Annotated in this window: 25 protein-coding genes; 14 read left to right on the forward strand and 11 right to left on the reverse strand. The window is 71.2% G+C overall.

All coding sequences use genetic code 11. The features are described from left to right. Position 1: 1 nt before the first annotated feature. From EIW28_RS06515 to EIW28_RS06540, 6 genes are all read right to left on the reverse strand, one after another. Positions 2-259: a Txe/YoeB family addiction module toxin gene (locus tag EIW28_RS06515; protein WP_125246919.1), complete on the reverse strand. Its 258-nt coding sequence runs from the start codon at positions 257-259 to the stop codon at positions 2-4. Further along, positions 260-517 carry a type II toxin-antitoxin system Phd/YefM family antitoxin gene (locus tag EIW28_RS06520; protein ID WP_125246920.1) on the reverse strand — a complete coding sequence of 86 codons (258 nt, stop codon included), beginning with the start codon at positions 515-517 and terminating at the stop codon, positions 260-262. It abuts the gene before it with no gap. Positions 518-591: 74 nt separating this feature from the next. After that, complete coding sequence (locus EIW28_RS06525; protein WP_125246921.1) at positions 592-1,677, reverse strand: ROK family transcriptional regulator; 1,086 nt, start codon at positions 1,675-1,677, stop codon at positions 592-594. Between the two features lie 3 nt (positions 1,678-1,680). Then, the gene (locus EIW28_RS06530; protein WP_125247536.1) at positions 1,681-2,943 is read right to left on the reverse strand and encodes a sugar ABC transporter permease; all 1,263 of its coding nucleotides are present in this window, start codon (positions 2,941-2,943) and stop codon (positions 1,681-1,683) included. An 11-nt stretch (positions 2,944-2,954) separates the two neighbouring features. Beyond that, positions 2,955-3,731 (reverse strand): ATP-binding cassette domain-containing protein, encoded by a 777-nt coding sequence (locus tag EIW28_RS06535; protein WP_232013825.1) that lies wholly within the window; start codon positions 3,729-3,731, stop codon positions 2,955-2,957. A gap of 14 nt (positions 3,732-3,745) precedes the next feature. Next, a complete protein-coding gene (locus EIW28_RS06540) occupies positions 3,746-4,873 on the reverse strand; it encodes a sugar ABC transporter substrate-binding protein (RefSeq protein ID WP_125246923.1) in 1,128 nt (375 codons plus the stop codon). Between the two features lie 178 nt (positions 4,874-5,051). Between EIW28_RS06540 and glmU the strand changes: the two genes are divergently transcribed. From glmU to EIW28_RS06580, 8 genes are all read left to right on the forward strand, one after another. After that, positions 5,052-6,491: a bifunctional UDP-N-acetylglucosamine diphosphorylase/glucosamine-1-phosphate N-acetyltransferase GlmU gene (glmU, locus tag EIW28_RS06545; RefSeq protein ID WP_125246924.1), complete on the forward strand. Its 1,440-nt coding sequence runs from the start codon at positions 5,052-5,054 to the stop codon at positions 6,489-6,491. A 98-nt stretch (positions 6,492-6,589) separates the two neighbouring features. Continuing rightward, the gene (locus EIW28_RS06550) at positions 6,590-7,573 is read left to right on the forward strand and encodes a ribose-phosphate diphosphokinase (protein WP_125246925.1); all 984 of its coding nucleotides are present in this window, start codon (positions 6,590-6,592) and stop codon (positions 7,571-7,573) included. Positions 7,574-7,774: 201 nt separating this feature from the next. Next, complete coding sequence (locus EIW28_RS06555) at positions 7,775-8,392, forward strand: 50S ribosomal protein L25/general stress protein Ctc (RefSeq protein WP_125246926.1); 618 nt, start codon at positions 7,775-7,777, stop codon at positions 8,390-8,392. Between the two features lie 9 nt (positions 8,393-8,401). Further along, positions 8,402-9,010, forward strand: a complete 609-nt coding sequence (gene pth, locus EIW28_RS06560; protein WP_125246927.1) for an aminoacyl-tRNA hydrolase — start codon at positions 8,402-8,404, stop codon at positions 9,008-9,010. A gap of 120 nt (positions 9,011-9,130) precedes the next feature. After that, positions 9,131-10,630, forward strand: a complete 1,500-nt coding sequence (locus EIW28_RS06565) for a sugar transferase (protein WP_232013826.1) — start codon at positions 9,131-9,133, stop codon at positions 10,628-10,630. Between the two features lie 239 nt (positions 10,631-10,869). Beyond that, the gene (locus tag EIW28_RS06570) at positions 10,870-11,691 is read left to right on the forward strand and encodes a 3'(2'),5'-bisphosphate nucleotidase CysQ (RefSeq protein WP_125246928.1); all 822 of its coding nucleotides are present in this window, start codon (positions 10,870-10,872) and stop codon (positions 11,689-11,691) included. Positions 11,692-11,767: 76 nt separating this feature from the next. Then, positions 11,768-12,670, forward strand: a complete 903-nt coding sequence (cysD, locus tag EIW28_RS06575) for a sulfate adenylyltransferase subunit CysD (RefSeq protein WP_125246929.1) — start codon at positions 11,768-11,770, stop codon at positions 12,668-12,670. Next, the gene (locus tag EIW28_RS06580) at positions 12,670-13,947 is read left to right on the forward strand and encodes a sulfate adenylyltransferase subunit 1 (RefSeq protein WP_125246930.1); all 1,278 of its coding nucleotides are present in this window, start codon (positions 12,670-12,672) and stop codon (positions 13,945-13,947) included. The genes cysD and EIW28_RS06580 overlap by 1 nt, the downstream gene beginning before the upstream one ends. A gap of 107 nt (positions 13,948-14,054) precedes the next feature. Here EIW28_RS06580 and EIW28_RS06585 read toward each other — a convergent pair whose 3' ends face one another. The 5 genes from EIW28_RS06585 to EIW28_RS06605 form a co-directional block, all read right to left on the reverse strand. Then, complete coding sequence (locus EIW28_RS06585) at positions 14,055-14,402, reverse strand: MmcQ/YjbR family DNA-binding protein (RefSeq protein ID WP_125246931.1); 348 nt, start codon at positions 14,400-14,402, stop codon at positions 14,055-14,057. Positions 14,403-14,441: 39 nt separating this feature from the next. Beyond that, positions 14,442-15,137 (reverse strand): hypothetical protein, encoded by a 696-nt coding sequence (locus tag EIW28_RS06590; RefSeq protein ID WP_125246932.1) that lies wholly within the window; start codon positions 15,135-15,137, stop codon positions 14,442-14,444. Positions 15,138-15,147: 10 nt separating this feature from the next. Next, the gene (locus EIW28_RS06595; protein ID WP_125246933.1) at positions 15,148-15,768 is read right to left on the reverse strand and encodes a DUF305 domain-containing protein; all 621 of its coding nucleotides are present in this window, start codon (positions 15,766-15,768) and stop codon (positions 15,148-15,150) included. 84 nt (positions 15,769-15,852) lie between these two features. Next, complete coding sequence (locus EIW28_RS06600; protein WP_125246934.1) at positions 15,853-16,716, reverse strand: DUF3105 domain-containing protein; 864 nt, start codon at positions 16,714-16,716, stop codon at positions 15,853-15,855. 143 nt (positions 16,717-16,859) lie between these two features. Then, positions 16,860-17,561 carry a DUF3105 domain-containing protein gene (locus tag EIW28_RS06605; RefSeq protein WP_125246935.1) on the reverse strand — a complete coding sequence of 234 codons (702 nt, stop codon included), beginning with the start codon at positions 17,559-17,561 and terminating at the stop codon, positions 16,860-16,862. 105 nt (positions 17,562-17,666) lie between these two features. Here EIW28_RS06605 and argS point away from each other — a divergent pair, with 105 nt between their 5' ends. The 6 genes from argS (at position 17,667) to rho (ending at position 26,547) form a co-directional block, all read left to right on the forward strand. Continuing rightward, complete coding sequence (gene argS / locus EIW28_RS06610) at positions 17,667-19,316, forward strand: arginine--tRNA ligase (protein WP_125246936.1); 1,650 nt, start codon at positions 17,667-17,669, stop codon at positions 19,314-19,316. Further along, positions 19,316-20,713: a diaminopimelate decarboxylase gene (gene lysA / locus EIW28_RS06615; protein ID WP_125246937.1), complete on the forward strand. Its 1,398-nt coding sequence runs from the start codon at positions 19,316-19,318 to the stop codon at positions 20,711-20,713. The genes argS and lysA overlap by 1 nt, the downstream gene beginning before the upstream one ends. Before the next feature lie 46 nt (positions 20,714-20,759). Then, the gene (locus EIW28_RS06620; RefSeq protein ID WP_125246938.1) at positions 20,760-22,037 is read left to right on the forward strand and encodes a homoserine dehydrogenase; all 1,278 of its coding nucleotides are present in this window, start codon (positions 20,760-20,762) and stop codon (positions 22,035-22,037) included. 7 nt (positions 22,038-22,044) lie between these two features. Then, entirely contained in the window at positions 22,045-23,115 is a 1,071-nt protein-coding gene (thrC, locus tag EIW28_RS06625; protein ID WP_232013827.1) for a threonine synthase, read from the forward strand. A 55-nt stretch (positions 23,116-23,170) separates the two neighbouring features. Next, on the forward strand, positions 23,171-24,097 hold the full coding sequence (gene thrB, locus EIW28_RS06630) for a homoserine kinase (RefSeq protein WP_125246939.1): 927 nt from the start codon (positions 23,171-23,173) through the stop codon (positions 24,095-24,097). A 548-nt stretch (positions 24,098-24,645) separates the two neighbouring features. Next, positions 24,646-26,547: a transcription termination factor Rho gene (gene rho, locus EIW28_RS06635; RefSeq protein ID WP_197717174.1), complete on the forward strand. Its 1,902-nt coding sequence runs from the start codon at positions 24,646-24,648 to the stop codon at positions 26,545-26,547. Positions 26,548-26,672: the final 125 nt, after the last annotated feature.

Here is a 26,672-nt window from a genome sequence, read left to right on the forward strand (position 1 = left end):
CTCAGCCGTAGTGCCCCCGGGCCTGGACGACTTCGAGGGCGTCCTCCCTCACCCGGTAGACCAGGCGGTGCTCTTCGTCGATCCGCCGCGACCACCAGCCCGACAGCGGCCCCTTGAGGGCCTCGGGCTTGCCGATGCCGGTGAAGGGCTCGCGTTTGATCTCCTTGATCAAGCGGTTGATCCGCTTGGTGATCTTGCGATCGGTCTCGGCCCAGAAGGTGTAGTCCTCCCAGCCGGCTTCCGAAAAGACCGTCTTCACTCAGTCGTCCTCGACCTCGATGAGGTCGCGGACGGTGCCGCCGCCCGCGTCCATCTCGGCGATCGACCGCATCAGGCGCTCGGCGTTGCGACGCGACCTGAGCAGGAACATCGTCTCCTGCCATGCCTCGTAGTCCTCCTCGGACATGAGCACGGCGTTGCCGCTCTTCGAGGAGATGCGCACCGGAGCGTGGTCGTCGTTGACCTTCTTGATGAGGGGGAACAGATCCCTCCGGGCCTCGCTGGCGGTGATGGTCATCGCCGCCTCCTCTCGCATCGGTGGCACTTCAGATGGTACCTGATCGGTACGAGAAATCGTACCACCGAATCGCGTCAGCGCATCCGGTCGATCACGCCCGCGAATCCCGTCTCGGCCGCGCCGACGAGGGCGCCCTCGTCGCCGAGGACGGGGGTGCGCAGGCGCAGCCGGGAGCGCAGGTGCGGGAGGGTCGTCTCGGCGAGGGCCGAGCGGACCGGGGCCGCCGTCGCGAGGTAGAGCTCGCGGAGCCAGCCGCCGAACAGGATCTCGTCGGGACCGGTCGCGGTGACGACCGCGCCGAGGGCGCGGCCGAGGTCCTCGCCGGAGCGGCGCAGGCCGTCGCGGGCGGCGGCGTCGCCCATGCCGGCGGCGAGCGTGGCGTGCTCGATGTCCTCGGCGTAGCCGAAGACCTCCATCTCCGCTTCGAGGCAGCCGCGCAGCCCGCACCCGCATTCGCGTCCGCCCGGCTGGACCACGATGTGCCCCAGCTGGATCGACCCGCCGCGCTGGGCGCGGCCGTCGACGACGAGGCCGGCGGTGAGGCCGCGGCCGCCGTGCAGGTAGAGCAGCTTCGTCGACTCGTGCGCGTCGCCGCGGGACCATTCGCCGACGGCGGCGGCGGTCGCGGTGTCGACGACCTGCCACTCGCGGCCGGTCGCGGCGGCGAGGTCCGCGGCGAGGTCGCGTCCGGTCCAGCCCAGCTCGGTCGAGTGCGCGACGGCGCCGGCGTCGACCAGGCCGGGGACCGCCGCGACCGCCTCGATGGCCTCGCGGGCCGTGCCGCCGGCGACGGCCTCGATCGCGTCGACCGGGTCGGCGCCGTCGAGCTCGGCCTCGCCGCGCTCGAGGACCTCGCCGCCGAGGCCCACGAGCGCGAACCGCATCCGGTCGGCGCGGATCTCGACGGCGGTCACGGTGGCGGCCTTGGAGACGCACTCGGCGAGGGTCGAGGGCCGGCCGGCCGAGCCGGTGGAGCGGCCGCTCGTCTCCCGGACGTACCCCGAGTCGGCCAGGTCCGCCGCGAGCGCGCCGATCGTCGACCGGTTGAGCCCCAGGGCCTCGGTGAGCTCGGCGCGGGTCTGAGGACCGTGCCGGTGGAGCTGCTCGACGAGCGCCGCGCGGTTGCGTCGCCGCAGCTCCTCGGTCCCGGTCCGGGCCACCGGTCAGTGCCTGCCGAAGAGCTTGCCCCGGCCGCGGGACATCGCGTCGACGCCGGCGGCGAGGAGCAGGACCGCACCGGTGACGCCGAACCGCACCCCGGCGCTGAGGCCCATGAGCCCCATGCCGTTGTTGATGATCGCCACCACCGCTCCTCCCAGGAGGGCAGCCCGCACCGTGCCCTTGCCTCCGAAGAGGCTAGCACCGCCGATCACGGCCGCCCCGACGGAAAGCAGCAGCACATTGGACCCGCCGGTGTTCGGGTCGACCGAGGCGGCGCGGGAGGCGGCGACGACGCCGCCGACCGCGGCCATGCCCGAGCAGATGACGAACGCGGCGATCCGGACCCGGTCGACGTTCACGCCGGCGCGCACGGCCGCCTCCGGGTTGCCGCCCACGGCGTACAGGTGGCGCCCGAACCTGGTGCGGTGCAGGACGAACGTCCAGATCGCGAACAGGGCGCCGAGGATCACGATGACGATCGGCACGCCGGTGAGCGAGATGATCTGCGGGTTCGCCGAGCGCTCCAGGTTGAGCAGGAACACGCCCGCGGCGAGCAGGGCCGCGAGCGCGCCGATGCGCGCGAGGACGACCGCGAGCGGCTCGTGGACGAGCGAGCGCGCGACGCGGCGGCGCCACCGCTGGATCTGGAGGGCCGCGAACGCCGCGACGGTGAGGGTGAGGAGCGCCCAGCCCTGCCAGCGTTCGAGGTTCCCGCCCGCCACGGCCTTGACGGTCTCGTCGTTGATCGAGATGTTCGTGCCCTCGTCGAGGAGCATGAGGACGATCCCCTGGAACGCGAGGAACGCGGCGAGGGTGACCACGAAGGACGGGATGCCGAGCTTGACGACGAGCGTCCCGAGCACGAGGCCGATGACGACGCCGGTCGCGAGGGCCGCGCCGATCGCGAGCGTCCAGTGCAGGCCCCAGTCGGTGAGGATCACGGCCATCACCGACGCGCACACGCCGGAGGCGAACCCGGCGGAGAGGTCGATCTCGCCGAGGATGAGGACGAACACCAGGCCCATCGCGATGCACGCGACGGCGGCGCCCTGCCCGAACAGGTTGGCGAGGTTCCCGACGGACAGGAACACGGGCTTGCTCAGGCCGAAGAACACGCACAGGGCGATGATCCCGGCGACGGCCGGGAGGGCCCCGACCTCGCCGGAGCGGACGTCGGCCCAGTACGCCCTGGCGTGGGCGACGACGGCCTGGACGGCGCCGGGCTCGGCCGGAGCGGCCTCGGGGGCCTCGGCGTCGTTCGGTATCACGGGGGTGGTCACGGCCGGGCTCCGTTCAGGTCGGTGTGCTGGTCGGTGAGGCCCAGCTGGCCGGAGCGGCCGCTGGTGATCAACTCGACGACCTGCGACTGGGTGGTGTCGGCCGCGTCGAGCACGGCGGCCATGCGGCCCAGGTAGAGCGCGGCGATCCGGTCGGCCACGGCGAAGACGTCGTTGAGGTTGTGGGAGATGTAGAGGACGGCCAGGCCCTGGTCGGCGAGGCGCCGGATGAGTTCGAGGACCTGGCGGGTCTGGGCCACGCCGAGCGCGGCGGTGGGCTCGTCGAGGATGACGAGCCGGGAGTTCCACAGGACCGCCTTGGCGATGGCGACGGTCTGGCGCTGCCCGCCCGAGAGGCTGGCGACGGGCTGGCGGAGGTTCCGGATGGTGCGCACCGCGAGCGAGGAGAGGGTCTCGGCGGCGAGCTGCTCCATGGCGTCGTCGTCGAGGACGAGGCCGCGGCGCTTCTCGCGCCCCAGGAACAGGTTCTCGACGACGTCGAGGTTGTCGCAGAGCGCGAGGTCCTGGTAGACGACCTCGATGCCGAGGCCGGCGGCGTCCCGGGGGCTGGAGATGACCTGGGGCGCGCCGTCGACGCGGATCTCGCCGCCGTCGACGCCGTGGATGCCGGCCACGCATTTGACCAGAGTGGACTTCCCTGCGCCGTTGTCGCCGACCAGGGCGCAGACCTCTCCGGCGTCGATCGCGAGATCGACGTCGGAGAGGACCTCCACCGGTCCGAAGCGCTTCGAGATGCCGGTGAGTTCGAGCAGCACCGTGTTCTTGTCTCCTAACCGATCCCGTGCGCTTCGCACAGGGCCGCGTAGTCGCCGGCGCACAGCTCGGCCGGGTCGGCGTAGCCGTCGTCGACGACGACCTGGATGTTCTCGGCGGTGATGGCGACCGGTTCGAGGAGCACGGCCGGGATCTCGGCGTTCGAGATCGGGTCGGTCACGCTGGCCTCGGTCTCGGGCGTCTCGCCGTTGGCGAGGGCCACCGCGAGCTCGGCGGCGGCGTCGGCCTCCTGCTTGATCGCCTTGTAGACGGTCATGCACTGGTCGCCGGTGAGGATGTTCTGGAGGCCCTGGATGGTCGCGTCCTGGCCGGTGACCGGGACGGTGCCGTTGAGGTTGTTGCGCTGGAGGACGGTGATCACGGCGTGGGCGAGGCCGTCGTTGGCGGCCAGGACCCCGTCGATCTCGGCGCCGGTGTCGGTGAGCATCTGCTCGAACAGGGTGCCGCCCTGGGCGTTGTCCCAGTCGGGGACCCACTCGTCGGGGCCCTTCTCGAAGGTGCCGTCGGCGTAGAGCGGGTCGAGGACCGAGTCGTAGCCGTTCTTGAACAGGGTCGCGTTGTTGTCCGTGGGGGAGCCGTTGAGCTCGGCCACGAGCGGGGTCGCCGCGGCGCCTTCGAGGCACGCCACGAGGCCCTCGCCCTGGAGGACGCCGACCTGCTCGTTGTCGAAGCTCACGTAGTAGTCGGCGCCGCCGTCCTCGGTGAGGCGGTCGTAGTCGATCGTGGCCACGCCCTGCGACTTGGCCTTCTCGATGACGGTCTTGCCGGTGCCGGAGTCGAGGTTGACCGTGACCAGGACGTCGACGCCGTTGGTCAGCATCTGGTCGGCGATGGTCTGGAAGTCCTCGCGGCTGCCCTGGGCGTTCTGGATGTCGTAGTCGACGCCGGCGGCCTCGAAGGCCTCCTCGAGGTACTTGCGGTCGGCGGTCTCCCACCGGTCGGAGGAGGCGGAGTCGGGGAGGATGACGCCGATGAGGGGGGTCTCGCCGTCACCGCCCGCGCCGTCGTCGCCGGCGCCGCAGGCCGCGGCGGTCAGGGCCAGCGCCGCCGCGCCCAGCGCGGCCGCCCCTCGGCGGAGCGTGCGTGCGGTGCCCGGCCGGGTCGGGCTGCTGATGGAGTGCATGAGAGGTACCTCCAAGGTTTGTTGTTGACTGCAACTTATGATGGAGGACACAGTTCGCACAAGATGCGGCGGGGTGGAGAGCGTGTTCCATTCGTAACGATTCGGTAATGGGGCGGGGGCGCGCCGCCGCGGCGGCCCCGGCCGTTCACGTCGGCGCCACCGACTACCATGGCCCATCATGAGCAGTGAGCGTTCTGCGATCATCCTGGCCGCCGGCCTGGGCACCCGCATGAAGTCCTCCAAACCCAAGGTCCTGCACGAGGTGCTCGGCCGCACCCTCGTGGGGCACGTCCTCCGCAGCGTGAAGGCCATCGGGGCCGCGCGCCAGATCGTGGTCGTGGGCGCCGCCGCCGACCAGGTCCGCGAGCACCTCGCCGAGGTCGCCCCCGAGGCCGAGACGGTCTACCAGGACAAGCAGCTCGGCACCGGGCACGCCGTCAGCATCGCCATGGACGCCCACCCCGACCTCAAGGGCACCGTCGTGGTCGCCTTCGGCGACGCGCCCCTGCTGCGCTCCAGCTCCATCGCCGAGCTGGTCGAGGTGCACGAGAAGAAGGGCAACGCCGTCACGGTCCTCACCGCGTTCGTCGACGACCCCACCGGCCTGGGCCGCATCGTGCGCGACAACGAGGGCAACGTCCTGCGCAACGTCGAGCACCGCGACGCCGACGCCGAGGAGCTCGCCATCCGCGAGATCAACTCCGGGACCTTCGCGTGCGACGCCGACGTCCTGCGCGAGCAGCTCGCGCGCCTGAGCACCGCCAACGACCAGGGCGAGTACTACCTCACCGACATCCTCGAACTCGCGCGCGAGGCCGGGCACACCGTCGGCGCGGTCGTCGTGGACGACCCCACCGAGACCCTCGGCTGCAACGACCGCTCCCAGCTCGCCGAGCTGCGGCGGATCCTCCAGGGCCGCATCAACACCGAGCTGATGAAGTCCGGCGTCACCATGGACGACCCGGCCACCACCTGGATCGACGCCACCGTGAAGGTCGCGCCCGACGTGACGCTGCGCCCGGGCGTGCAGCTCAAGGGCGCCACCGCCGTCGACTCCGGCGCCGAGATCGGCCCCGACACGACGCTCACCGACACCATCGTGGGCGCCGGCGCGGTCGTCGTCCGCTCGCACGCCGACCAGGCCCACATCGGCCAGGACGCGCACGTCGGCCCGTACGCGCACCTGCGCCCGGCCTCCAAGCTCGCCGAGTCCGCGAAGGTCGGCGCGTTCGTGGAGACCAAGAACGCCGAGATCGGCCGCGGCGCGAAGGCCAACCACCTCGCCTATCTCGGCGACGCCACGGTGGGCGCCGACGCGAACATCGGCTGCGGCGTCATCACCGCCAACTACGACGGGGTGCACAAGCACCGCACCGAGATCGGCGAGGGCGCGTTCATCGGCTGCGACAGCGTCCTGGTCGCCCCCGTCTCGGTCGGCGACGGCGCCTACGTCGCCGCCGGCTCCACGATCGTGAAGGACGTCGAGCCCGGCGACCTCGCCGTCGCCCGCGCCCGCCAGGCCGCGCTCACCGACTGGGTCGCCAAGAAGCGCCCCGGCACCGTCTCGGACCAAGCAGCACGGCGTGCGAAAGGTGAGGCGGGAGTGGCCGAAGCGTGACGCGACACTAAACGCCCCGGTCGGCTACCGCCGACCGGGCAGGTCGGGGACACTGGAACCGTCACAGGTTCAGGTGAGACGACCTATGGGGGAGCCCAATGGCGAGCATGTCCGCTGTCAACTCCAAGATGCTGATGCTGTTCTCCGGGCGCGCGTACCCGGAGCTGGCGGAGGAGATCGGCAAGCACCTCGGGGTCGCGCCGACCCCGATGAGCGCGTACTCGTTCGCCAACGGCGAGCTGTTCGTCCGCTACCAGGAGTCCGTCCGCGGCTGCGACGCCTTCGTCGTCCAGTCCATGCCCGCGCCGATCAACGAGTGGGTCATGGAGACGCTCATCATGATCGACGCGCTCAAGCGCGGCTCCGCCAAGCGCATCACCGTCGTCCTGCCGTTCTACCCGTACGCGCGCCAGGACAAGAAGCACCGCGGCCGCGAGCCCATCTCCGCGCGCCTCATGGCCGACCTCCTCAAGACCGCCGGCGCCGACCGCATCCTCACCGTGGACCTGCACACCGCCCAGATCCAGGGCTTCTTCGACGGCCCCGTCGACCACCTCTTCGCCATGGGCACCCTCGCGCGGTACGTCGAGGAGAAGTACGCCGACCGCCAGATGGCCGTCGTCTCGCCCGACACCGGGCGCGTGCGGCTTGCCGAGCGCTGGTCCGACCGCCTCGGCGGCTGCCCGATCGCGTTCGTGCACAAGACCCGCGACCCGCTCAAGCCGAACCAGGTCGTCGCGCACAAGGTCGTCGGCGACGTCGAGGGCCGCACCTGCCTGCTCATCGACGACATGATCGACACCGCCGGCACCATCTGCTCCGCCGCCGAGATGCTCGCGAAGTCGGGCGTCGAGGACATCGTCATCGCCTCCACGCACGCGATCATGTCCGGCCCCGCCGTCGAGCGCCTCGCCAAGGCCCCCGTCTCCGAGGTCATCGTGACCAACACCCTGCCGCTCCCCAAGGAGGCGCAGGACCTCGAGAAGATCACCACCCTCTCCATCGCCCCGCTCGTCGCGAAGGCCATCTGGGAGGTCTTCAACGACGGCTCCGTCACCACCCTGTTCGGCGGCCTCTCCTAAGTCACACATCGATGCCCGTGTCAAGCCCCACCGGACGTGCGGTGTACTCTGGTGGGGTTGCCGACGGCGAGGGTGTCCTCCAGAGGGCGCCGTAATCGACGCAAAGGCGTAGGTCTTTTCAGGGCTGCTGTGCCCTTCTGAATGCCGACGTGAGCGTCGAGCGCCGCATGAATCGTTGTTGAGAAACAGGGGAGTATTTCCGTGTCCGAAGTTCGTATCAGCGCAGAGCCTCGCACTGACTTCGGGAAGGGCGGTGCCCGCCGTACGCGCAGGGCTGGAAAGGTTCCCGCAGTGGTCTACGGCCACGGCGAGAAGCCGCGCCACATTTCCCTTCCCGGACTCGAGTTCGCCGCCGCCCTCCGCAAGGGCGGCCTGAACCAGCTGATCCAGGTCGAGGTCACCGACGGCACCCGCGAGCTGGTGATCCCCAAGGACATCCAGCGCGACCCGCTCAAGGACGACATCGTCCACGCCGACCTGCTCATCGTCCGCCGCGGCGAGAAGATCACGACCGACGTCCCGATCTCCTTCACCGGTGAGGTCGAGAAGGGCGGCCTGGTCGTGCACGAGCTGACCAGCCTGTCCGTCGAGGCCGAGGCCACCCACATCCCCGAGTCGATCGAGGTCGACCTCGAGGGCCTGGCCATCGGCTCGCAGCGCACCGTCGCCGAGGTCACCGCGCCCGAGGGCGTCGTCATCCTCAACGACGGCGAGCAGACCGTCGCCACCGTCGCCGAGCCGCGCGCCGAGGCCGCCGCCGACGACGAGGCCGAGGCTGCCGCCGAGGAGACCGCCGAGGCCGAGGCCCCCGCGGAGTAGATTCGACTCATGACCGACACCCCGACGCTCGTGGCCGGCCTGGGCAACCCCGGGCCGAAGTACGCCGCGAACCGCCACAATGTCGGTTTCATGGTCGCCGACGCGCTCGCCCGGCGCGTCGGCGGCACGTTCGCGGTCGCCCGCAAGGCCCGCGCCGAAGTCTGCGAGGCCCGCCTGGGGGTAGGCGGGCCTCGCGTCATCCTCGTCAAGCCCCTGACGTACATGAACCTCTCGGGCGACTCGGTCGCCCCGCTCGCGCAGTACTACGGGATCGCCCCCGAGTCGGTCATCGCCGTCCACGACGAGCTCGACATCCCCTTCGGCGAGATCCGCATCAAGCGCGGCGGCGGCGAGGGCGGCCACAACGGCCTGCGCTCGCTCTCGAAGTCGCTCGGCACCAAGGACTACGCCCGGGTCCGGTTCGGCGTCGGCCGCCCGCCCGGCCGCCAGGACGCCGCCGACTTCGTCCTCAAGGACTTCGCCAAGGCCGAACGGCCCGAAGTGGAACTCGGCATCGAGCTCGCCGCCGACGCGGTCGAGGCGATCATCGAGAAGGGCTTCGTCATGGCCCAGAACGCCGTGAACGCCGCGAAGCGCAGTGAACCGAAGGTGCAGTAGCGCCTTCGTAACCCTTGTGCCGCAAGGCCGCCCGCCGGTCCCGTGACCGTGCACCGATCTCATGTACTCCTGAGCGTCACAAGTCCGTCACTCTTCGTCTCCTCGGTCGTTAGATCCGTTGTGACGGTTACCGAGGCACGCGAGAGCATTCAGGACACAGAGGCGCGCGGGCGCGTCTACTCCATCGGCCCCCAGGCGGCGAGCCGCCCGTACCGCGGCCAGCCCGGATGGCAGCGCAAGTACTTCGCCGGGATCGTCTGCTCCGACGTCGCCGCGGGCGTCCTCGGTGCGGCCCTGGCGTTCTTCGCCCGCTTCGGCCACTTCGACCACCACAGCCGCGTCTACGCGCTCGCGCTCGTGGCGCTGCCGGCGGTGTGGATCGCCGCGCTCGGGCTCTCGCGGGCCTTCGAGAAGCGGTACCTGTTCGTCGGCACCGAGGAGTACCAGCGGGTCGTGCACGCCGCGGTCGGCCTCACCGCCGTCGTCGCGATCGTCTCCTATGGACTCGAACTGCCGACCTCGCGCGTGTTCGTGCTCATCGCGATCCCCACGGCCGCCGCGTTCTCCATCACCGCGCGCTTCGCCTGGCGCAAGTGGCTGCACCGGATGCGCCGCTCCGGCAGGTGCATGAAGCGCGTCGTCCTGGTCGGCCACGAGTCCTCCGTCGCCGCGCTCATCGTGCAGCTGCGCCGCGAGCACTATCACGGCCTCAACGTCGTCGCCGCCTGCCTGCCCACCGAGCGGCCCCGCGGGGCCCTCCTGGAGTTCAACACCCGGGTGCGCGGCAGCTTCGACCGCATCGCCGAGGCCGTCGCCGCCGAACGCGCCGACACCGTGATCGTCCTGTCCTGCCCCGAGATCGACGGCCAGGCCCTGCGCCGCCTCGCGTGGAAGCTCGAACGCAGCGAGGTCGACCTCATCGTCGCCTCCGCGCTCGTCGACGTCGCCGGCGACCGCACCACCGTGCGCCCCGTCGACGGCCTCCCGATGCTCCACCTCGACCACGCCCGGCTCACCGGCGTGCGCCGCGTCGCCAAGGACGCCGTCGACCGCCTCGGCGCCGCGTTCCTGCTCCTGATGCTCGCGCCGCTGCTGCTCGCCGCCGCGTTCCTCATCCGCTGCACCTCGCCCGGCCCGGCCCTGTTCAAGCAGGAGCGCATCGGCAAGGACGGCCAGCCGTTCACGATCTGGAAGTTCCGCACGATGTACACCGACGCGGAACGGCGCCTCGCCGAGATCGCGCACCTGAACGAGAGCGACGGCGTCCTGTTCAAGATGAAGGACGACCCCCGCATCACCACCGTCGGGAAGTACCTGCGCCGCTTCTCCATCGACGAGTTCCCGCAGCTGGTCAACGTGCTGCGCGGCGACATGAGCCTGGTCGGGCCGCGCCCGCCGCTCGCCGTCGAGGTCGCCGCCTACGAGTCCGACATGCGCCGCCGCCTCGCCGTCAAGCCCGGCATGACCGGCCTCTGGCAGGTCTCCGGCCGCTCCGACCTGCCGTGGGAGGAGGCCGTGCGCCTCGACCTGCGCTACGTCGAGCACTGGACGCTCTCGCTCGACTTCGTGATCCTGCTCCGCACCGTGACCGCGATCCTGCGCCCGCAGGGCGCGTACTAGCCCGCGGGGCCGGGCGCAGGGCCCGGCCGCGACGCCCGCGCGGCGCGTTCCGAAAGTCATCCGCACCCCGAGCCGGGAGCGCCGCCGCGGCGGCCCTCCCGGCCCCGATCACGACCCCGGGGTGCGCCGGTTCCACATCGACGGTTGGAGTTCGCATGAACCCGGGAGTTGCTCCCATTTCGCGGGATGACCTGGCCCAACATTTGGACGCGGCAGGGCCGCAGCGTAGACTGACCGGCATGCACGACGCCCCAGGCTCCGCCCCCGCGACCGGAGCCCCCACCGCCACGCCCGAGGCCGCGGCGCCCGCTGACGCGGCGCTCGCCGCCTCGCTCGCGGCCGGCGCGGGCGAACTGCTGCTCGCGATCAGGACCGAACTCGGCTTCGCCGACTCCCGCGCCCTCAAGACCGCGGGCGACCTGCGCGCCAACGACTTCCTGCTCGGCCGCGTCGCCGCCGAGCGCCCCGGCGACGCCGTCCTCTCCGAAGAGGGCAAGGACGAGGCCGGCCGCGTCGGCACCGAGCGCCTCGACGCCGACCGCGTCTGGATCATGGACCCGCTCGACGGCACCCGCGAGTACGCCGAGGAGGGCCGCGACGACTGGGCCGTGCACGTCGCCCTCTGGCAGCGCGGCCTCGGCCTCACCGCCGCCGCCGTCGCCCTCCCCGCGCAGGGAGTGACCTTGCGCACCGACCGCGCGTACCCGGTCCCCGCGGCGGCGCCCGCGAAACCGCGGATCGCCGTCTCCCGCACCCGCCCGCCCGCGCAGGCGCTGGCCGCGGAGGCCGCGCTCGGCGCCGAACTCGTCCCGATGGGCTCGGCCGGAGCCAAGGTCATGGCCGTCGTCGCCGGTACAGTTGACGCCTATGTCCACGCCGGCGGCCAGTTCGAGTGGGACTCCGCCGCCCCCGTCGCGGTGGCCCTGGCCTCCGGCTGGCACGCCACGCGGATCGACGGCGCTCCGCTGCGGTACAACCAGGCCGATCCCTACCTTCCCGACCTGCTGGTCTGCCGCCCCGACCTGGCCGAGCCGCTGCTCGGCGCCGTCAACGGGCACTGACCGCCCGGCCCCGACCGGGGCCGACACGACCGACCGACACCCCGCGAGGGGCCGAGCCGAGAGGAGCACTGCGCCGGTGAGCGACTATCGAATCAGCCATATCGCCGCGCTGGAGGCCGAAGCGATCTTCATCTTCCGTGAGGTCGCGGCCACCTGTCAGCGCCCCGTGCTGCTCTTCTCGGGCGGCAAGGACTCGATCGTCATGCTGCACCTGGCGCAGAAGGCGTTCGCGCCCGCGCCGGTCCCGTTCCCGGTGATGCACGTCGACACCGGCCAGAACTTCGCGGAGGTCATCGACTACCGCGACCGCCGGGTCGCCGAGACGGGCGTCCAGCTCATCGTCGCCTCCGTCCAGGACGCGATCGACCGCGGCATGGTCACCGAGCCGCCGGACGGCACCCGCAACCGCATCCAGACGCCCGTGCTCCTGGAGGCCGCCGAGAAGTACCAGTTCGACGCCCTGTTCGGCGGGGCCCGCCGCGACGAGGAGAAGGCCCGCGCCAAGGAGCGCGTGTTCTCCTTCCGCGACGACTTCGGCCAGTGGGACCCCAAGAACCAGCGGCCCGAGCTGTGGAACCTGTACAACGGCCGGGTGCACCCGGGCGAGCAGATCCGCGTGTTCCCGCTGTCGAACTGGACCGAGCTCGACGTGTGGCGCTACATCGGCTCCGAGTCGATCCCGCTGCCCGAGGTGTACTTCGCCTCCGAGCGCGAGGTCGTCGACCGCGGCGGCATGCTCTACGCCGTCAACGAGTTCATCCAGCCGCGCGAGGGCGAGACCGTCTTCAAGGAGACCGTGCGCTACCGCACCGTCGGCGACGCGAACCTGACCGCCGGCGTGCGCTCCGAGGCCCGCACGATCGAGGAGATCATCGCCGAGGTCGAGTCGACCCGCATCACCGAGCGCGGCGCGACCCGAGGCGACGACAAGACCTCCGAGGCCGCGATGGAAGACCGCAAGAGGGAAGGCTACTTCTGATGACCGACGTCCTGAGCTCCCGCGAGGACACGCACGAGCTGCTGCGCTTCGCCACGGCCGGATCGGTCGACGACGGCAAGTCCACGCTCATCGGGCGCCTCCTGTTCGACTCCAAGTCGCTGTTCGACGACCAGTGGGACGCCGTCGAGGCCGTCTCCGCCGGCCGCGGCGACGAGTACACCGACCTCGCCCTCCTCACCGACGGCCTGCGCTCCGAGCGCGAGCAGGGCATCACGATCGACGTCGCGTACCGCTACTTCTCCACGCCCGAGCGGAAGTTCATCATCGCGGACACCCCCGGGCACATCCAGTACACGCGGAACATGGTCACCGGCGCCTCGACCGCCGACCTGGCCCTGATCCTCGTGGACGCCCGCAAGGGCCTGGTCGAGCAGTCGCGGCGGCACGCGTTCCTGTGCTCGCTGCTGCGCGTCCCGCACATGGTCCTGTGCGTCAACAAGATGGACCTGGTCGACTACGACGAGGCCGTGTTCAAGCAGATCGAGAACGAGTTCAAGGCGTTCGCGACGAAGCTCGAGGTCCCCGACCTGACGGTCATCCCGATCTCGGCCCTCAAAGGCGACAACGTCGTCAACCGATCCGAGAACATGCCGTGGTTCCAGGGCCCGAGCCTCCTCCACCACCTGGAGAAGGTCCACATCGCCTCGGACCGCAACCTCGTGGACGTGCGCTTCCCGGTCCAGCACGTGATCCGGCCGCATTCGAGCGACAACCACGACTACCGCGGCTACGCGGGCCAGATCGCCTCCGGCGTCATGAAGCCCGGCGACGAGGTCATGGTGCTGCCCAGCGGCTTCACCTCCCGCATCGCGTCGATCGAGACCGCCGACGGGCCCCTCGACGAGGCGTTCCCGCCCCTGTCGGTCACGGTCCGCCTCGAGGACGAGCTCGACGTCTCCCGCGGCGACATGCTCTGCCGCCCCGGCAACCAGCCGCGCGTCTCCCAGGACATCGAGGCCATGGTCTGCTGGATGGACGAGGCCCGGCCGCTGCGCCTGCGCGGCAAGTACGCCATCAAGCACACCACCTCCGACGCCCGCGCGGTCGTCAAGGACGTCCAGTACCAGCTCGACGTCAACACCCTCCACCGCGACGAGTCCGCCAGCGAGCTGAAGCTCAACGAGATCGGCCGCGTCACCCTCCGCACCACGAAGCCGCTCCTGTGCGACGACTACCGCCGCAACCGCGCCACCGGCGGCTTCATCATCATCGACGAATCCGACAACCGCACCGTGGGCGCCGGCATCATCGTCTAAGCGACACAACAGGATCGGGGCCGGGCGCTGTGCGCCCGGCCCCGATCCTGTCGTCCCTGAACGCGACCGCCGACACGGGCCGCGACAATGGCCCGGACCTCGGCCGTTCAGTCGCCGCGTTGCTCGTACGCCTTGCGGACCCTGAACGGGGCCTTGAGGCGCCAGGCGTCCTCGATGAGGTCGGCGAGGCGGGCGTCGTCGATGCGGTCGAGGTGGACGAGGATCATCGCGGAGCCGTCGTAGTGCCTCGTGGTGTAGAACGCGGGGTCGCCGGAGGCGAGGAGGGCGGCCTTCTCGCTCGGGTCGCACACGATCGCGAGGCCGCCCTCGGCCTCGGTGCGCAGGCGTGCGAAGAAGCGGCCCTTCACCTTCAGCGAGGGCGTCTGCCAGCTGGTGGTCTCCTCGACCTCGGGGTAGCGCATCGCGATCTCGACCACGTCGTCCCAGGTAGCCATGCCTCCATGGTCCCCCAGGGGTACGACAGGAGGGGTCCGCTACGGGTTGATCCAGTTGCCGATCGAGATGAGGCTGGCGGCGGAGGCGCCGAGGACCGCGGTGGCGACGACGGCCGCGGCGAGGAGCCGCAGCGGGGTCTGCGTCCAGTCGGGGCCGATCTGGTGGCGCATCGCCGGCATCGGCCCGGTGCCCTCGGGCCGGGGCGACTCGACCGCGTCGGGGATCTCCTCCGGCTGGGGCCGCATGAACGCCGACGTGGGGAGCAGCTGCGTGTCGTCGGAGCGGACGCCGCCGTCGACGCGCACGTGTTCGACCTGGACGGTGACGGGCCCGACGGAGCCGCGCAGGCCGTCGCCGACGCGCGCGAACTGGGCGGTGTCGTCCGGGCGGGGCCGCGCGGGCTCGGGGCGCGGCTGCGAGGTCTCCCACGAGTACCGGAACCGGTTCGAGTCCGCCGTCGACTCGGTGGCGGGCGACCCGTCGCGGCCGACGCGCGGCACGGACCAGCCGCTCGGCTCCGGCCGCGGCGCGGACGGCGCCTGGGGGCCGTGGTCGGGGTTCTCCCACGAGAAGCGCGGCCGGGACGGCTCGCGCGTGTGCGGGATCGGCCCGCTGACGGTGTCGACCTGGACGGTCTTGAGCTTGTCGGTGCCGCGGCCGTCGCCGACCCGGGGCAGCTCCCCGGTGGTCGGGTGCGTCGGGTCGCCGTACCGCGGTCCCCAGTTCTCGCTCACGGCGGACTCCTTAGCCCTCGACGCTCGCGAGGATCCGGTCGCGGTGGCCTTCGAGGTTCTCGATCTCGGACTGCTGCACCGTGATCGTGCGCTGCGCCGCGTCCACGACGAGCGGGTCGTCGCTGCGGTCGAGGGCGGCCTTGGCCATGTCGACGCCGCCGATGTGGTGGTCGATCATGAGGTTCGCGAACATGACGTCGGCGTCGGTCCCGGTGGTGGCCTTGAACTCGGCCATCTCCTCCTCAGAGGCCATGCCCGGCATGAGGCCGCCGGCCGCCTCCGAGTCGTGGGCGTGCTCCTCGCCCGCCCAGGCCATCGGGTCGCCGCTGGAGAGCTGGACGCCCCACTGCCGCAGCCAGGTGCGGTACATGCCCATCTCGGCGCTCTGCGCGGTGGCGATGTCGTACGCGACGGCCTTCATCGTCTCGTCGGAGCCGTTCTGCCACTCGTACATGGCCATGTCGACGGCCTGCTGGTGGTGCCTGATCATGTCGCGGGCGAACCCGGCCTCGACCGAGTCGTTCCCCGGCGCGGACGTGGCCGCCACCCAGCCGACCGCGCCGCCGGCGGCGAGCATGAGCACGGCGGTGATCACGATGAGCACCGCGGGCCTGCGCCACAAGCCGGTCATTCGTCCTCCTTCGGCGGGCGCCCCGGTAGAGCGCCCGCGCCTCCCTGATGCCTAACGAGCGTCGGCCCGAAAGGTTCGCCCCGGTCAGCCCGTGGGCATCTGGCCGGCGTCCTCGACCGTGGTCGAGACCCCGCCGGAGCAGACCGCGTTCGCCTCGGCCGTGTTGTCGGCGTTCTGGATGTAGAAGTCCAGGAACTCGTCGATCTTCGGGTCGTCCAGGTCGTCGGTCTGGTACTGCACGCCCCACGCCTGGAGCGAGACCGCGACGCCCTGCTCGGGGTAGGGGCTCATGAGGGAGTAGTCGCGTCCGGTGATCTTCGCCGACAGCTGCGCGATGCCGTCGCCGTCGACCAGCGCCGGGTCGTACGTCAGCCACACGGCGCCGTGCTCGAGGGAGTGGACGGCGTTGCCGTCGAGGATCGCGGCGGGGTACACCGAGCCGGTGCACGTCTGCCACTGGCCGAGGTGGTTGCCGCCCGCGGGCGGGCTGACCTCGTAGGTCGGGGTGTCGTTCGCGGTGTCCTCGTCGGCGTCCACGTGGTTCTGCTGGACGACCCACGGGTTGTCGAGGTCCTCCTCGGTGATGTCGCCGTCCTGGAGGGCCGCGGACACCTCGGAGTAGTTCGCGTAGTCGCCGTAGAAGTCGGTGACGCCTTCCGGCGGCTGGCTCCGGTCCCACACGACGAACACGGCGGCCCCGATGAGGCCGAGCGCGACGACGCCGACGCCCGCGAAGGTGAGGATCAGGCCCCACGGCTTCGGCTGCTTCACCTGGACGGCGCGAGCCTTGCGGGACGCGGGCGCCGTCTTCGCGTCCTTGTCGAAGGCGCTCTTCGCGGGGGCCTTGCCGGCCCCCTTGGCCGGGGTCTTGCCCGAGCCCTTGTCGGTGCCTTTGCCAGTGCTGCCCTTGCCGGCGCTCTTGGTGGCGGTCTGCTTCTTGGTAGCCATATCGCGGGGCGTGCCTCTTCGTCGACGACAGGTTGAGCCGGAGCGGCACCGGGGGAGGGCCCGGCATGAACACCACTCGCGTAGGCCACCTTACCCGGTCCGGCCTGGACGGTTCCTTCGAGACGCGCCCCGTTTGCCGCCCTCTACGCCCCGATGGTCGTGCTGACGCCGCCCGCGCACGTCGCCATCGGCTCCGGGTTGAACCGGTCGTTCAGGACGTACGCGTCCAGATACGCCTCGATCGCCTGGTCGGCGGGGTCGTCGGTCTGGTACCGGTTGCCCCACGACTGGAGCGACACCGCCGCGCCCTGCTCCGGGTACGGGCTCATCAGCGTGTAGTCGCGGCCCTGGATCAGCAGCGCCAGCGCCTCGACCGCCTCCGGTTCGACCAGCTCCGGGTCGTACGTCAGCCACACCGCGCCGTGCTCCATCGAGTGGACCGCGTGCCCGTCGACGAGCGGCGCGTCGTACACCGAGCCGGTGCACGTCTGCCACTGGCCGAGGTGGTCGCCGCCGACCGGCGGCCGCAGCTCGTACACCGGCGGCTGCCCGTCCCAGCCGGTCTGGGCGTCCACGTGGTCCTGCTGGGCCACGAACGGGTGCTCCAGCTCCTCGGCGGTGACGTCGCCGGCCTGGATCGCGGCCATGACGGTCGCGTAGTCGCCGTACTCGCCGTAGAAGCTCTCCACGCCCTCGATCTCGGCGGGCGCCTCGGCCTGCTGCGTCGCGGGCTCGGCCGCGGCGCCGCCGTCGGCCGACGGGTCGGGGGAGGGGGTGCAGGCCGCGAGGGCCGCCAGGGCCAGGAGGGACGCGGTCGCGGACCAGCCGGTGTGAAGCGGGCGCATGTTCGGAAGCCTTCCGTCGGAGTTGCCGACCCTCAACCTACCCGTGCAGGCCACACGGGCCTTTATCACTCGCGAGTGCGCGAGCCGGGAGTCTACGATTACCGGGTGACTCCTGAGACGCTCGCAGAGAAAGTGCTGTCCGCTACGCGCGAAGCCTTCGAGGCCCTCGGCCTCGACGCCACCGTCCTGCCCGCCCAGACGGCGGTGGAGCGACCCAGGGACCCCAAGCACGGCGACTACGCCTCCAACATCGCGCTCCAGACCGCGAAGAAGGCCGGCACGAACCCGCGGGCCCTCGCCGAGAAGGTCAGCGAGCTCCTCGCCGCCGCCGACGGCGTCGCCAAGGTCGACATCGCCGGACCCGGCTTCCTGAACATCACCCTCGACGCGGCCGCCGCCGCGGGCATCGCCGGGAAGATCGTCGCCGCCGGAGCCGCCTACGGCACCAACAACTCCATGGAAGGCGTCTACGCCAACCTCGAGTTCGTGTCCGCCAACCCGACCGGCCCCATCCACGCGGGCGGCACCCGCTGGGCCGCCCTCGGCGACGCCCTGGCCCGGATCATGCGCGCCTCCGGCGCCAAGCTCACCACCGAGTACTACGTCAACGACGCCGGCGCCCAGATCGACCACTTCGCCGCGTCGCTCCTCGCCCGCGCCAAGGGCGAGCCGACCCCCGAGAACGGCTACGTCGGCGCCTACATCGACGAGATCGCCGCCGACGTCCTCAAGGAGCGGCCCGACGCGCTCCAGTCCGAGGACCCGTACGAGGTCTTCAAGACCGCGGGCCTCGACCTCATGCTCAAGGACATCCAGGCCACCCTCGCCGACTTCGGCACCCACTTCGACGTGTTCTTCAGCGAGAAGGGCATGCACGACCGCGGCGAGGTCGAGAACGCGGTCCAGCGGCTCTCCGACCTCGGCCACGTCTACGAGGCCGACGGCGCCGTCTGGCTGCGCACCACCGAGTTCGGCGACGACAAGGACCGGGTGCTCAAGAACTCCAAGGGCGCCTGGACCTACTTCGCCTCCGACTGCGCCTACTACCTCGACAAGCGCGAGCGCGGCTTCGCGAAGCTCATCTTCATGCTCGGCGCCGACCACCACGGCTACGTCGGCCGCATGCAGGCCATCAGCCGGGCCTTCGGCGACGAGCCCGGCACGATGGAGATCCTCATCGGCCAGTTCGTGAACCTGCTGAACAACGGCGAGCCGGTCCGGCTCTCCAAGCGCGCCGGCACCATCATCACGCTCAACGACGTCGTCGAGGCCGTCGGCGTCGACGCCGCCCGGTACGCGCTCACCCGCTACAGCGCCGACTCGACCATCGACCTCGACATCGAGCTGTGGACCAAGCACGGCAACGAGAACCCGGTCTACTACGTGCAGTACGCGCACGCCCGGACCTCCGCCGTCCTCCGCAACGCCGCCGAGCGCGGCGTCGACAAGGGCGAGTCCTACGACGCCGCCCTGCTCACCCACGAGCGCGAGTCCGACCTGCTCAAGGCCCTCGCCGAGTTCCCGGCCGTGGTCGCCTCGGCCGCCGAGCTGCGCGAACCGCACCGGGTCGCCCGCTACGCCGAGGAGCTCGCCGGCGCTTACCACCGGTTCCAGCACGACTGCCGGGTCCTGCCCTTCCCCGACGAGGAGGCCACGGACCTGAACCGGGCCCGGCTGTGGGTCGTCGACGCCACCCGCACCGTCCTCGCCAACGCGCTCGCCCTGCTCGGCGTCTCGGCCCCGGAGCGGATGTAATGCGGACCCACGAAGCCGGCGCGCTGCACGGCGACTTCGCCTCCCTGCGCCCCGCCTGGCTCAGCGTGCCCGAGGACGTGAACACGCTCCTCCCGCAGCTGTGGTCCCGGAACGTCGAGCGCGCCGACGACGGCGTCCTCCACATCGGCGGCGTCTCCGTCGAGAAGCTCGCCGCCGAGTTCGGCACGCCCGCGTACGTCTTCGACGAGGACGACTTCCGCGCCCGCTGCCGCGCCTGGACCGAGGCCTTCGACGGCGCCGACGTCTTCTACGCCTCCAAGGCGTTCTGCTCCAAGGCCGTGCTCCGCGCCGCCGCCGAGGAGGGCCTGTTCGTCGACGTGTGCACCGCCGGCGAACTCGCCGTCGCCCTCGCGGCCGGCCTCGACCCGGCCCGCCTCGGCCTGCACGGCAACAACAAGTCCGCGGCCGAGCTGCACCAGGCGGTGGCGATCGGCGTCGGCCGCATCGTCGCCGACTCGTTCCAGGAGATCGAGCGCCTCGAGGCGATCGCGAAGGAGCTCGGGAAGCGCCCGAACGTCATGATCCGCGTGAACGTGGGCGTCGAGGCGCACACGCACGAGTTCATCGCGACCGCGCACGAGGACCAGAAGTTCGGCTTCGCGCTGGCCGACGGCGTCGCCTACGAGGCCGCGCGCCGCGTCATCGCCGCCGAGCACCTGCACCTCCTCGGCCTGCACTCGCACATCGGCTCGCAGATCTTCGACACCGCCGCGTTCGAGGTCTCGGCCGCGCGCGTGGCCCGCCTCCAGGCGAAGCTCCAGGCCGACTTCGGCGTCACCCTCGACGAGCTCGACCTCGGCGGCGGCTTCGGCATGGCCTACACGACCCAGGACGACCCGCTGGCGCCCGCCGACATCGCCGCGAGCCTGCGAAAGATCGTCGACGACGAGTGCGCGGCCGCCGGGATCGCGGTCCCGCGCCTGTCGATCGAGCCCGGCCGGACCCTCATCGGCCCGTCGATGTTCACGCTGTACGAGGTCGGCACGGTCAAGCCCGTCACCCTCTCGGCGGGCGCCTCGCGCCTGTACGTCTCCGTCGACGGCGGCATCAGCGACAACATCCGGACCGCGCTGTACGACGCCACCTACTCGGCGACGCTCGCCTCGCGCTCGTCGGCCGCCACGCCCGCGCTCGCCCGCGTTGTGGGAAAGCATTGCGAATCCGGCGACATTGTTGTTAAAGATGAATTCCTCCCGGCGGACGTCACGCCGGGGGACCTGCTCGCGGTCCCGGGGACCGGCGCCTACTGCCGCTCCATGGGCTCGAACTACAACCACGTGCCGCGCCCGCCGGTCGTGGCCGTCCGCGACGGCCAGGCCCGAGTGATCCTGGCCCGCGAGACCGTCGACGACCTGCTGCGACTCGACGTCGGCTAGCCCGGGCGCGATGCGCGCGCCACACCACGGAAAGAGGACACCAGCGATGAGACTCGCGCTACTCGGATGCGGCACCGTCGGCAGTGAAGTCGTGCGCCTCATGCGAACGCGCGGGGAGGAGCTGGCCGCCCGCGTGGGCGAGCCGGTCGAGATCGTCGGCATCGCCGTGCGCCGCCTCGACCGGGACCGCTCGCACCTGCCGGTGGACCCGAGCCTGTTCACCAACGACGCGCTCAGCCTCGTCAAGCGCGAGGACGTGGACATCGTCGTGGAGGTCGCCGGCGGCATCGAGCCGGCCCGCACCTGGATCACCACCGCCCTCGGCGAGGGCAAGTCGGTCGTGACCGCGAACAAGGCCCTGCTCGCCGAGGACGGCCCGGCCCTGTCCGCCGCCGCGAAGGCCGGCGGCGCGGACCTGTACTACGAGGCCGCCGCCGCGGCCGCGATCCCGCTCATGCGCCCGCTGCGCGAGTCGCTCCACGGCGACACGATCAACCGCGTCCTCGGCATCGTCAACGGCACCACGAACTACATCCTCAGCCAGATGTCGCAGACGGGCGCCTCGTTCGAGGAGGCCCTCGGCGAGGCCACCGAGCTCGGGTACGCCGAGGCCGACCCGACCGCCGACGTCGACAACTACGACGCCGCCGCGAAGGCCGCGCTCATCGCCTCGCTCGCGTTCCACACGCACATCGACCTCGGCGAGGTCTACCGCGAGGGCATCCGCGGCGTCTCCGCCGCCGACATCGCCTCCGCCGCGGCCGAGGGCCGCGTCGTCAAGCCGCTGTGCATCGCCACCCGGGAGGCCGACGGCGTGTCCGTGCGCGTCCACCCGGCGATGATCCCGGCGACCCACCCGCTCGCGAACGTCAACGGCGCCTACAACGCCGTGTTCGTCGAGGCCGAGTCCGCCGGCCGCCTCATGTTCTACGGAGCGGGAGCGGGCGGCACCGAGACCGCGTCCGCGGTGCTCGGCGATATCGTGGCCGTGGCGCGCAACAAGCGCGGCGGGATCACCGCGTTCCCGCCCGAGGCCGCCTACCAGGACCTGCCGGTGAAACCCATCGGCGAGGCCCGCACCCGCTACCACGTCAGCCTCGACGTCGTGGACGAGCCCGGCGTGCTCGCCCGTGTGGCGGCCACCTTCGCCCACCACGGCGTCAGCATCGCCACCGTCCACCAGTCCGGCCGCGGCGACGACGCCCAGCTGGTGGTGGTCACCCACACGGCCGCCGACAAGCAGTTGTCGGACACCGTTGACGAACTGTCGCAGCTGACGTCGGTGCACCAGGTCACCAGCGTCATGCGCGTCGAAGGAGAATAAGGACGCGATGTCCGCTGCTGCTATGCGCCCGGGGTGGCGCGGCCTGATCGAGGAGTTCCGGGACCGCCTCCCCGTCTCCGCCGCCACCCCCGTGGTGACCCTCCAGGAGGGCGGCACCCCGCTCCTCCCGGCCCCCGTCCTGTCGGCCCGGACCGGCTGCGACGTCTACCTCAAGATCGAGGGCCTGAACCCGACCGGCTCCTTCAAGGACCGCGGCATGACGCTCGCGGTCTCGAAGGCCGTCGAGGACGGCTCGAAGGCCGTCATCTGCGCCTCGACCGGCAACACGTCCGCGTCGGCCGCCGCCTACGCCGCGCGCGCCGGGATCACCTGCGCGGTGCTCATCCCGGCCGGGAAGATCGCCCTCGGCAAGCTCGCCCAGGCGCTCGTCCACGGCGCCAAGGTCCTCCAGGTCGACGGCAACTTCGACGACTGCCTCTCCATCGCCGACAAGCTCGCGATCGAGTACCCGGTCACGCTCGTCAACCACCTGAACTACAACCGCATCCTCGGGCAGAAGACCGCCGCGTACGAGGTCGTGCAGGTCCTCGGCGACGCCCCGGACCTCCACTGCCTCCCGGTCGGCAACGCCGGCAACATCACCGCGTACTGGCTGGGCTACAACGAGGACCACGCCGCCGGCGCGGCCACGAAGCTGCCGACGATGCTCGGCGTCCAGGCCGCCGGCTCGGCCCCGATCGTCGAGGGCCGCGTCGTGGAGCACCCGCAGACCATCGCCACCGCGATCCGCATCGGCAACCCCGCGTCCTGGACCAAGGCCCTCGACGTGAAGAAGGAGTCCGGCGGCGACATCATCGCGGCCACCGACCGCGAGATCCACGCCGCGTACATGCTCCTGGCCCGCTCCGAAGGCGTCTTCGTCGAACTCGCCTCCGCCGCCTCCGTGGCCGGCCTCCTCAAGCAGGCCGAAGCCGGCCTCGTCGAGAAGGGGCAGACCGTCGTCTGCACCGTCACCGGCAACGGGCTCAAGGACCCCGACTGGGCCGTCTCGACCGCGCCGCAGCCGCAGACCGTCCCGGTCGACGTGCTCAAGACCGCGACCGCGCTGGGGCTGTGATGGGCGGCGAAGCGGCCACCGGCCCGGGTCGCGGCGGACGACGGGCGGACCGGTAGTGGGCGCCGTCTCGACCGGGCCGCGGGCGACCGTCCGCGTCCCGGCCACCTCCGCGAACCTCGGGCCCGGCTTCGACTCGCTCGGGCTCGCGCTCGACCTGTGGGACGAGGTCACCGCCGAGGCCACCAGCGGCACCGCGATCACCGTCGAGGTCGAAGGCGAGGGCGCCGGCACCGTGCCCGGCGACGAGCGCCACCTCGTCGCCTCCGCGATGCTCCGCACGTTCGCCTCGCTCGACCTCGCCACTCCCGGCCTGAAGCTCAAGTGCCGCAACAGGATTCCGCACGCGCGCGGCCTCGGCTCCTCGTCCGCGGCGATCGTGGCCGGCATCATGCTCGCCGACGCGCTCGCCGGCGCGGGCCTCACTCCCGGCCAGAAGCTCAAGCTCGCCGACGAGATCGAAGGCCACCCCGACAACGTCGCGCCGTGCCTCTTGGGCGGCTTCACCATCGCGTACTCCACTGAGGACGGCGCGAAGGCGGTCGCGCTCGACCCGTCGCCGCGCATCCGCCCGTGGGTCTACATCCCGCAGACGAAGGGCCTGACCTCGGTCGCGCGCGCCGCGCTCCCGGAGAAGGTCGCGTACGCCGACGCGGTCTTCAACCTGTCGCGCGCGGCGCTGCTCGTCGCGGCCGTCTCGCACCAGCCCTCGCGGCTGTTCGAGGCCACCGACGACCGCCTCCACCAGCGCTTCCGCGCCTCGGGAATGCCCGAGAGCACGCGGTTGTTGCAGGCATTGCGCACCTCCGGGACCGCCGCGGCGATCTCGGGAGCGGGGCCGACCGTGCTCGCACTGGCGGTCGACGACGCCGACGTCCCCGAAGCCCCCGCGGGCTTCGAACGGCGGCGCCTCGACTGCGCTTCGGGAGCGGCACTCGTCGCGTCCGAAGGCGCGGCGCAGGTCGCAACCGCTGCGAACGAGTGATCCTCGGGTCCGTTGTTGGGAATGGCAAGAGTGCGCTACTATTCCAGTTAGACGACCACCCGGTGTCGTGACTGCTCGAAGCCTTGCTTATGCTTGTGGTCACAACAGCTGCGGCGCATCCAGCGCACGCCTGATCTCTTGTTTGGGTCATCACCCTCAACCATGGATTTGTGACTTTGCATAGCTCCAGCGTGGCATGGCACGGTTTCGACGAAGGAACAGTCGCTGTCCGCTTGGATCGCAATCAGCGGGGATCGGCGCCACGTGTCTCACCGTGCACGATCATTCAGCGCGAGCTCGCCGGTCACAAACCCTCGATCAGGACCGTCTGCCCAGCGGACAGCCCAGGGGTGTTGCACCCGGTGTCAACCGTCGTCTTCCATCCGCCGCGCCCGGCAGGGCCGAGGCGGTCGAAGCGATGGCGGGACGCAGACCAGAACATCGGCATTGCGGCTATTTGAAAGACGCGGAAACTCCTCGAATCCCATTCGAAGTTCCGCCAGGGAAGGAATCCATTGAGCGACACCACCGGCACGACGTCGGACCGGATGAGCGATGCGGCGTCTGCTTCGGAAGAAACTCCGGAGACCAAGAAGCGCCGCCGGGCAGGAACCGGTCTGGCCTCTCTGCTGATGCCCGAGCTCCAGCAGATGGCCCAATCGCTCGGTATCACGGGCGTCGGCCGGATGCGCAAGAGCGAGCTGATCGCCGCCATCCAGGAACGGCAGGATGCGGGCTCGCAGCCCGGCGGTGCCAGCGCAGAACAGGAGGCCCCGCCAGTGCCTGACTCCGAACACACACCGATCGCCGAGGGTCCGCAGGCCACTGTCGACTCCGCGCCGAGCGACAACGGCTCCGATGCCAAGGGCGGCAGCGCCGTCCGCCGGGCCACGCGCCCGGCCGGGCCGCCGCAGCCGCGCCGCCGGCAGGAGTCCCAGTCGACGTCCCAGGAGGTCGCCGAGACCGGAACCGCCGAGGTCCCCGCGTCCGTCGCCGTCATCGAGTCCGATGAGGACCGTCCGTCGCGCCGTCGCCGCGTCCGCGAAGGCGGCCGAGAGATCAGCCGCGACGGCGGCCGCGAGTCCCGCGACAACGGCCGCCGCGACGAGCAGGAAGCCCGCACCGAGTCCCGCGAGCGCCGCAGCGAGCGCGACGACTACGACGACGACCGCGGTCCCCGCGACGGGGACGGCGAGGGCCGCCGCCGCAAGCGCCGCGACCGCTCCGACCGCCGCCAGCGCGGAGGGCGCGACGAGTCCGAGCAGCGCGGCGGCCAGCCGCAGCAGAACGACGAGCTGCTCGTCCCGGTCGCCGGCATCCTCGACATCCTCGACAACTACGCGTTCATCCGCACCACCGGCTACCTGGCCGGGCCGGACGACGTCTACGTCTCGATGTCGCAGGTCCGCAAGTACCGGCTGCGCCGCGGCGACGCCATCACCGGCGCGGTGAAGCCCACCCGCACCGAGGAGCCCGGCGGGAACCAGAACAACGCCAAGCAGCGCCGCGAGAAGTACAACCCGCTCGTGCGCCTCGACACCGTCAACGGGATGAACCCCGAGGACGCGAAGAAGCGCGACGAGTTCTACAAGCTCACGCCGCTGTACCCGCAGGAGCGCCTGCGCCTGGAGACCGAGCCGAACCAGCTGACCACGCGCGTCATCGACCTCGTGGCCCCGATCGGCAAGGGCCAGCGCGCCCTCATCGTCTCCCCGCCCAAGGCCGGCAAGACGATGGTGCTCCAGGCGATCGCGAACGCGATCACCACGAACAACCCCGAGTGCCACCTCATGGTGGTCCTCGCGGACGAGCGGCCCGAAGAGGTCACCGACATGCAGCGCTCGGTGAAGGGCGAGGTCATCGCCTCGACCTTCGACCGGCCGCCGTCGGACCACACCACGGTCGCGGAGCTGGCGATCGAGCGCGCCAAGCGCCTCGTCGAGCTCGGCCACGACGTGGTCGTGCTGCTCGACTCGATCACCCGCCTGGGCCGCGCGTACAACAACTCGTCGCCCGCGTCGGGCCGCATCCTGTCCGGCGGCATCGACTCGACCGCGCTCTACCCGCCGAAGCGCTTCCTGGGCGCGGCGCGGAACATCGAGCACGGCGGTTCGCTGACGATCATCGGCACGGCGCTGGTCGAGACCGGCTCCATGGGCGACACGGTCATCTTCGAGGAGTTCAAGGGCACCGGCAACGCCGAGCTCAAGCTCGACCGCAAGATCGCCGAGAAGCGCACCTGGCCGGCGATCGACGTGCACCAGTCGAGCACCCGCAAGGACGAGCTCATGATGAGCCCCGAGGAGCAGGCGGTCATGCTCAAGCTCCGCCGGGTCCTGTCCTCGCTGGAGCCGCAGCAGGCCATCGAGCTGCTCATCGACCGGCTGAAGAAGACGCAGACGAACGCCGAGTTCCTGATGTCCATCGTCAAGAGCACGCCGAACGACTAGTCGTGTGAGTTCCTGAGGCCGACCTGGTTGAGAGCGGCCTCACGCCTTACCATTGAACGCTGGTGCGCAGGTCGCGCACCCTGACCAGTGCCCCTCCGGGGGCGAGACGCGGTACCGGTTCACGG

It is taken from the genome of Glycomyces terrestris (assembly GCF_003933745.1).
GTDB classification, from domain to species: Bacteria; Actinomycetota; Actinomycetes; order Mycobacteriales; family Micromonosporaceae; genus Glycomyces; species Glycomyces terrestris.